This is a genomic window from Haemophilus sp. HMSC61B11 (assembly GCF_001838615.1).
Taxonomy (GTDB): Bacteria; Pseudomonadota; Gammaproteobacteria; order Enterobacterales; family Pasteurellaceae; genus Haemophilus_D; species Haemophilus_D parainfluenzae_AD.
This window is the reverse complement of record NZ_KV837995.1, coordinates 116,264-124,425: the sequence shown is the minus strand read 5'-3', so window position 1 is coordinate 124,425 and position 8,162 is coordinate 116,264. Positions and strand designations below refer to the sequence as shown.

Sequence of the window (8,162 nt, the reverse complement as noted above, 5' to 3'; positions counted from 1 at the left end):
AAAAGTGCGGTGAAAATCAACCGCACTTTTCAAAAGGGAAATTAGAATTCGTAACCTACGCCCACTTTAGCGCCATAGTTATTCACTTTAGTATCGTCAAAGCTACCTAAACGGTTATATTCTAAACCACCGTTTGCATACACTTTGTCTGCTAATTTATATTTAGCACCCGCAACTACACCATAACCCACTTTGGTTTCAGAAGAGCTTTTATAGCGTTGATCCGCACGCTCTTCAAATTTGAAACGGTTTGCCGCAAGACGAGCACCAACATAAGGTTCAATTTGAGAATTGGTATCGAAGTCATAGAATACTGTCGCACCTAAACCTTGAACTTTAGTACCTTGGAAGTTGCCGTGATGAGTATAATCACCTGCTACACGCATATTACCTAATTTGTAACCTACTGCAACACGAGGTTCAACTTTAGTTTTGCTTGAACCACCATTGCTTAATTTAGTTCTTGAAAGACCTAGATCACCTTCTGCATATAAACCTGCGTTTGCTGTTGAAGCAACCGCTAATGCACCGACAACGATAGCTAATAATGATTTTTTCATTGGATAACCCCTGTTATTTGATTGAAAACACTAGAAATATACCACACTGCTTATGAATTTTCACTATGAAAAACCAATTTTCCCTGACATTTTCGACATAAATAGGCAATTTTATCTCGTTGAATGCGATTATGCCGACGAATCGTTAAATAATGGGTCTGGCATTCGCATTGATAAGCAAACATTTTACCTTGTACACTTTCCACATCAAATTGGTGGCAAGTATCAGCCGGAAGATTAAATAACTGTGTCATCACTGCTTGCCATTCCCGTCCATGCGGTTTCACCCGACCAAATACTTGATACACAATAAGGTGGGCTAATTCGTGTGGAACCACCTGACGAATAAATTCATCTGAGTTCTCGAGTAGCAAAGTGCGGTTAAATTTAATCTCATTTTTCTGCAAGTAGGCAACGCCAGCCTTTACTCCTCGCAAGTCATAACTGATTATCGGAATAGGAAATTTCCGGTGAAAGTGATTTTCAGCGAGTTGTAATGTTTCTGCAAGTTTGCGCTGAACCTGCATTTTTAAATGCCGAAACTGAGTTTGAGATGACATCATCATGTTAAGTAAACAAAAACCGCTAATTTAGCGGTTTTTATCATACACATTTATTTACTTATTTAAGACCGGCTGCTGCTCGCAATTCTTCTGCACGATCCACTTTCTCCCATGGGAATTGTTCACGGCCGAAGTGTCCATACGCGGCAGTTTGGCGATAGATTGGTTGAATTAAATTTAACATTTTAATTAAACCATAAGGACGTAAATCAAAGAATTCACGCACTAACTTAACCAATAATTCGTTTGATACTTTTCCTGTACCAAAGGTTTCTACCATGATCGACGTTGGCTCTGCCACACCAATTGCATAAGAAAGTTGAATTTCACAACGATCTGCAAGACCTGCTGCAACAATATTTTTCGCCACATAACGCGCGGCATAAGCGGCTGAACGGTCTACTTTTGATGGATCTTTACCCGAGAATGCACCTCCACCATGACGAGCAGCTCCGCCGTAGGTATCAACAATGATTTTACGACCCGTTAAACCGCAGTCGCCCATTGGACCACCAATCACAAAACGACCGGTTGGGTTAATGAAATATTTTGTTTGTTGAGATAACCATTCACTTGGCAAAATTGGCTTGATGATTTCTTCCATCACGCCTTCGTAAATTTCTTTTTGTGAAACTTCTTCACTATGTTGTGTAGAAAGCACTACTGCATCCACACCCACAATTTTGTTATCTTCATATTTTAAAGTCACTTGGCTTTTCGCATCTGGGCGTAACCAGGCCAGTTTTCCGCTTTTACGTACTTCTGCTTGTTTTTCCATTAAACGATGGGCGTAAGTAATCGCCGCAGGCATCAAGACTTCGGTTTCATTTGTCGCATAACCAAACATGATCCCTTGGTCACCCGCACCTTGATCTAATGGATTCTCACGATCCACACCTTGGTTAATATCAGATGATTGCTTACCAATCGCATTTAATACCGCACAAGAATTACCATCAAACCCCATCTCTGAGTGTTTGTAACCAATATCACAAATCACTTGGCGAGTGAGATTTTCAATATCAACCCATGCTGATGTCGTAATTTCACCACCGACTAACGCCATCCCTGTTTTTACATAGGTTTCGCAAGCCACACGAGCTTTAGGATCTTGTTTTAAAATTTCATCAAGTACCGCATCAGAAATTTGATCGGCAATCTTATCTGGATGTCCTTCTGAAACCGATTCAGAAGTAAATAAATAGCTAGACATAAGTTCTCTTCTTTTGGATGTATTGACGTATAGACGGCTATAATACGCTTTTTTGACTAATAAGCAAGCATTCCTATCAAGTATTTTTGAAATTTAACCAATTTTGTAACACTTGTTCGCCAAATTCTGACATGTAAGACTCAGGATGAAATTGCACAGAAAAAATAGGTAAATTTTTGTGCTGTGTTGCCATCACGATTTCATCATCACAAACGGCTGTAATTTCTAATGTCTCTGGCATACTTTCTGTTTGTACTGCCCAGGAATGATAAAGACCTATTTCAAATTCGGCTGGAAGCCCTAAAAATAAGCCTGAATTTGACCGCACTTTTAAGCGGCGTTTCTGTCCATGGCGCACACTTGGCAAATTATAGATTTCTCCGCCAAAGAATTCACAAAGGGTTTGATGTCCTAAGCAAACCCCTAGAATGGACTTTGTTTGATAAAATCGTTCTAACATCGCAAATAATTGTGGATACATGCTTGGAACATCTGGTCCTGGAGAAATTAAAATATGTGTATAACCTTCTACACAATCTAATGATAAATCTTCAACACTTACAACATCAAAACGCACCTGTAATTGGCGAATGAGATCCACTAAATTATAAGTAAAAGAATCATGGTTATTGATAACTAAAATTTTTTTCATACGGGCTAGTGCCATAATTCGGTGACTAAATTCATTTCAACATTATAGCGATTCTGCGTTAAAATCCTTTTTATTTTTTTATCTACAAGCCATGCAAACATTTATTCAGCAAGCTAATACTTATGGTGCATTACGCCAACCTTTTTTCTTCTTAATTGATTTTGAACAGAAGAAACCGCTTATTTGTTCTTTTGATGAAAGCACTGAAAAAGGGCTGATTTGGGATATTCAAGGCGTAAAAAATATCACTGAAAATCAACCGCACTTTGCTTTGTCTATCATTGATAAAAAACCCATTACATTACATCAATATGAACAAGGATTTCATCTTGTTCAACACGAATTACAAAAAGGTAATTCCTATTTACTCAATCTCACTTATCCTACCGAAATCAAATTAAATGGGGATTTAATCCAAATTTTCCATTCAGTTGAGGCACCTTATAAATTACTTTTTAAGGAGCAATTTGTCTGCTTTTCACCTGAATCCTTTGTGCAAATTCGACAAAACAAAATTTACACCTATCCTATGAAAGGAACGATTGATGCGAGCCAGCCTAATGCCAAAGCTAATTTGTTAAAGGATGAAAAAGAGCAACGAGAACATTACACCATTGTCGATTTAATGCGTAATGATCTTGCAATGGTTGCCAAAAATATCAAAGTATCTCGTTTTCGCTACATCGATAGTATTTACACAGAACAAGGCGAAATACTACAAACCAGTTCAGAAATTTACGGTGAATTAGAAGATAATTGGCAAAATAAAATTGGCTCAATATTAGCCACACTTTTACCTGCAGGCTCAATCAGCGGAGCGCCTAAAGAAAAAACGGTTTCCATTATACAACAAGCTGAAAAGCAAGAACGAGGTTATTACACAGGAATTTTCGGTATTTTTGATGGCGAAAACCTAAATAGTGCCGTCGCAATTCGCTTTATTGAACAAAGAGGTGATAAATTTTATTTTCGTAGTGGTGGTGGCATTACCATTCAAAGCCAACTTGAAGACGAATATCAAGAGCTGATTGCCAAAGTTTACCTTCCAATCCAAAAGGAAAAGTAATGTTCCCTTTATTTGAAACCATCGCCATTGAAAATGGCAAAATTAAAAATATTGCTCTGCATCAAGCACGCTATGAACATAGCCTTATCACTTATTATGGAAAAAGTGCGATCACTTTTTTTAATCTTTTAGATCTAATTCAAGTACCTAAGAAGCTACATAATAAGCTTGTTCGCTGTCGAATTGACTACAACGCTCATCAAACCAAAATTTTATACGTTGAATATACACCTAAAACACATCGTGTATTCAAGTCCATAGTCTGTAATGAAATTGATTATTCGCTCAAATATGCTGACCGTGAACTTATCAATACCTTATTTGCACAAAAGGGAGAGGCTGATGAAATCATTATTATTAAAGAGGGATTTGTCACAGACTGCTCTATTGGTAATCTCGCCTTTAGAAACGGAACTCAATGGTTCACACCGAATACCCCTTTATTAAAGGCACACAAAGGGAATATTTACTACAATCCGGTCAACTTCAAGAAATTGAAATTAGACAAGAACAACTTGAGCAGTTTGACGAAATTCGAGTTATTAATGCATTGAATGAACTATAAAACGCCCATTCATTTGCCTCATTTTACTTGACTAAATCCAACATCTCTTGTGCATTCGCTAAAGCAAGATCCGTAATTTCACTGCCACCGAGTAATCTTGCAAGAGCAGGAACGCGTTCTTCTTGAGAAAGTGCGGTCATTTTGGTTTCTGTTTTATCATCAACAGTAAATTTTTCAACATTAAATTGATGATGCCCATGACACGCCACTTGTGGTAAATGGGTCACACACAGTACTTGGCACTTATCGCCTAATTGACGCAACAATTTACCCACTACACTCGCGGTTTTACCGCTAATACCGACATCAACTTCATCAAAGATCAGCGTTGGAATTGCCGATTGATCGGACGTTAATACTTGGATCGCTAATGAAATACGAGAAAGCTCACCACCTGATGCCACTTTTGCTAGCGGTTGTGCCTGCTGTCCTAGATTACTGCGTAAAGTAAAGACGATATTATCTGCCCCATTTGCCGTCACTTTAGTTAAATCTGAATTCACTTCAATGAAAAACTCGGCATTCTCCATTGCAAGCCCTTTGATAGAATGTGTAACCTGCTGTGCTAATTTCCCTGCAGCTTGGCAACGGCTTTCATGTAATTGTTTTGCCGTATGTTGCATTTTCTCAAAGGCGGCTTTTTCTTCTAAAATCAGGCGCTCTTCACTTTCTGAAAAATCTAAAAGTGCGGTCAATTCTGCTTTTAATTTTTGATGCCACTCCACCAATTCTTCTGGTTTCACATTGTGCTTACGTGCAAGTTGTAAAGCTTGCCCTAAACGTTGCTCAATCTCTTGTAATAACATCGGATCTTGCTCAATATGAGAAGCAAGATGTTGAACTTCACTTGTCGCCTCTTGCACTTGGATGAGTGCATCATTCAACATTGTTTGAACGGAAGCATATCGAGGATCTAACTCACTTAATTCATCAATATACTGTGTCGCACGATAAAGCATAGAATCAATGCTCACTGTTTCATTTTCACTGAGTAGCTGTAAGGCTGATTGTGATAACTGTGTCAGCTGTTCGCTATTTGATAGACGACGTTGATCCTCTTCCAATTCCAAATATTCATTTGGACGAAGGGCAAACTCATCTAACTCCTCAACCTGATATTGTAAAAGCTGTTTCTTCGCTTCATTTTCGGCAACTTTTTGTTGGAAGGTTTTAACTTGCGTTTGAAGATTTTTCCACGCGCGATAATCTTCTCGCATTTGTGCGAGCAAATCATAGTGATGTGCAAATGTGTCCACCAACTGAAGTTGGTAGTCATTTTTCAATAATAATTGTGAAGCGTGCTGCCCATTAATATGAATAAGATATTGACCAATTTCTTTTAATTGAGAAGCCGATACAGGCGTGCTATTAATAAAAGCTTTAGAACGCCCATCTGCATTGATGACTCGGCGTAAAATACAATCGGAAGGATTATCAGAATCCTGCAATTCTTGCTCTTGCAACCATTGATAAGCAGGGTTCGTTGGTTCAATAAAAAATGTGGCGCAGATTTCAGCTCTTTCCTGCCCTTCTCGAACCATAGAGGTTTCAATACGCTGCCCCAAGCATAATCCCAACGCATCAATAGCAATGGATTTCCCTGCGCCGGTTTCCCCCGTGATCACAGACATTCCTTTCGCCAATTCAATCTCTAATTGACGAACAATTGCAAAATTATTGATGGTAAGTTGGGTTAGCATAAAAAATCTCCTTAACTGTATATCTATATATTATAACTGATATAATATACAGTAAAGAGATTTTTAACTTTTTAGATTAGAAATTTTTAAGCCAGCCTAATTTTGTGCTTAATACATTGTAATAATTATAATTTTTTAGATGTAATAAACGTAGCTTGTGCGGGCTTTTTTCAATATGAACGATATCATCAGGAGAAAAATCTAGCGCAATTTGACTATCACAGCCCAACTCTAGCTGTGAAGTATTATGTTCAGCAAAGCGAATTGAGATTTTACTGTCTCCATCAATTACTAATGGTCGAGAAGAAAGTGTGTGCGGGAACATTGGCACAAGGGCAATTGCATTTAAATTTGGCGTTAAAATCGGGCCGCCAGCGGAAAGCGAATAAGCCGTTGAACCTGTTGGTGTGGAAACAATCAAACCATCTGAACGTTGAGAAAAGGCAAATTTATCATTGATATAAACATGGAAATCAATCATGTGCGCAATTTTAGCGGGATGAATCACCGCCTCATTTACGGCATTGCTACTGGAGATAATTTCTCCGTTTCGTTCAATTTTAGCTTCCAATAAAAAACGCTCTTCTACAAAAAATTCACCATGTTCTAAACACGCTTCGAGCTGTGCATAAGCATTTTTCGGGTCAATATCGGTCAAAAAGCCTAAGTTGCCTCGGTTAATACCAATCATTGGAATATTATATTTAGCCAAAATACGGGCACGCCCTAGCATATTGCCATCACCACCGATCACAATTACGAGTTGTACTTGCTCACCGATTTGTTCAACTGTCGCTAACACCTCTTCCGGTAAACCAAATTTTTCTCCCACCTCTTTTTCGACTAAAACTTGATATCCTCTATCTTTCAGCCATTGATACAAGTTTTTATGCATTTGTAAATTAATATCGCGACGTGGTTTTCCCATCAAGGCGATGGTTTTAAATGATTTAACTAATTCATCCATAACTATGATTGCTCCCAAGTACAGACTTACTGATTTTTGACCGCACTTGAATTTAAAATTTTAGCCATTATATTACATAGCAATTCAGTTTTGCTAAAATAGCACTAATTTTTGATAAATGGAGAAAAAGATGTCAGAACAAGCACAAAACTTAAATGAAAATGAAGAACTTGTTGAAGATGTTCAGCAAGAAACTACCTCAACGGAAGATCCGTTAGAAGAAGCGATCGCCCGCGTACAAGAGCTTGAAGAACAACTAAAAGCACAAGTGGAAGAAACCTCTAAAAAAGAGCAAGATTTATTGCTTCGCACGCGTGCTGAAATTGACAATATGCGCCGCCGCAGTGAACAAGACATCGAAAAAGCACATAAATTTGCGCTCGAAAAATTCTCAAAAGACATTTTAAACACTATTGATAACTTAGAGCGTGCACTTGCAACGCCTGCCAATAAGGAAGATGAAAACATCAAAGCCCTATTTGATGGCGTCGAGCTGACTTTAAAAGAGTTACTCTCAACGGTTTCTCGCTTCGGTGTCGAACCTGTTGGTGCTGTGGGTGATACCTTTAATCCAGATCTTCACCAAGCTATCTCTATGCAACCAGCAGAAGGCTTTACAACGAATCAAATCACCACTGTGTTACAAAAAGGTTATACCTTAAATGGTCGAGTGATTCGCCCAGCCATGGTAATGGTTGCAGCTTAATTTCTTTTCTATAACTTAAAGAGCGGACGATTTTTCGTCCGTTTTTTTATTGCCCAAAACCTTGATTCAGATCAAATTATTAAAAAATAATTTGAGAATAATTATCAACAAAAACACTCTTTCCTCCCAGATTTAGCAAGCTTTCACCTTAATTTCAGCCATCAAAAAAA

8 protein-coding genes and 1 pseudogene are annotated in these 8,162 nt (G+C 38.2%); 3 read left to right on the top strand and 6 right to left on the bottom strand.

Translation table 11 applies throughout. The features are described from left to right. Positions 1–41: 41 nt before the first annotated feature. From HMPREF3263_RS07850 to HMPREF3263_RS07835, 4 genes are all read right to left on the bottom strand, one after another. The gene (locus HMPREF3263_RS07850) at positions 42–560 is read right to left on the bottom strand and encodes an opacity family porin (RefSeq protein WP_070853161.1); all 519 of its coding nucleotides are present in this window, start codon (positions 558–560) and stop codon (positions 42–44) included. A gap of 50 nt (positions 561–610) precedes the next feature. Then, a complete protein-coding gene (locus HMPREF3263_RS07845; protein WP_070853160.1) occupies positions 611–1,126 on the bottom strand; it encodes a SprT family zinc-dependent metalloprotease in 516 nt (171 codons plus the stop codon). A 55-nt stretch (positions 1,127–1,181) separates the two neighbouring features. After that, positions 1,182–2,336 (bottom strand): methionine adenosyltransferase, encoded by a 1,155-nt coding sequence (gene metK / locus HMPREF3263_RS07840; RefSeq protein ID WP_014065059.1) that lies wholly within the window; start codon positions 2,334–2,336, stop codon positions 1,182–1,184. Positions 2,337–2,412: 76 nt separating this feature from the next. Then, a complete protein-coding gene (locus HMPREF3263_RS07835; RefSeq protein WP_005697717.1) occupies positions 2,413–3,003 on the bottom strand; it encodes an anthranilate synthase component II in 591 nt (196 codons plus the stop codon). Positions 3,004–3,079: 76 nt separating this feature from the next. Between HMPREF3263_RS07835 and HMPREF3263_RS07830 the strand changes: the two genes are divergently transcribed. Continuing rightward, positions 3,080–4,054, top strand: coding sequence for an aminodeoxychorismate synthase component I (locus tag HMPREF3263_RS07830; RefSeq protein ID WP_049371554.1), 975 nt, complete (start codon positions 3,080–3,082; stop codon positions 4,052–4,054). Beyond that, positions 4,054–4,619, top strand: a pseudogene (locus HMPREF3263_RS07825) (aminotransferase class IV family protein). The gene HMPREF3263_RS07830 and the pseudogene HMPREF3263_RS07825 overlap by 1 nt, the downstream one beginning before the upstream one ends. A 23-nt stretch (positions 4,620–4,642) precedes the next feature. Here HMPREF3263_RS07825 and recN read toward each other — a convergent pair. After that, on the bottom strand, positions 4,643–6,319 hold the full coding sequence (gene recN / locus HMPREF3263_RS07820; protein ID WP_070853159.1) for a DNA repair protein RecN: 1,677 nt from the start codon (positions 6,317–6,319) through the stop codon (positions 4,643–4,645). Between the two features lie 76 nt (positions 6,320–6,395). Continuing rightward, the gene (locus HMPREF3263_RS07815; protein ID WP_005697725.1) at positions 6,396–7,286 is read right to left on the bottom strand and encodes an NAD(+) kinase; all 891 of its coding nucleotides are present in this window, start codon (positions 7,284–7,286) and stop codon (positions 6,396–6,398) included. Positions 7,287–7,416: 130 nt separating this feature from the next. On the opposite strand from HMPREF3263_RS07815, the gene grpE reads away from it, so the two are divergent. Next, complete coding sequence (gene grpE / locus HMPREF3263_RS07810) at positions 7,417–7,992, top strand: nucleotide exchange factor GrpE (RefSeq protein WP_032804004.1); 576 nt, start codon at positions 7,417–7,419, stop codon at positions 7,990–7,992. Positions 7,993–8,162 lie beyond the last annotated feature (170 nt).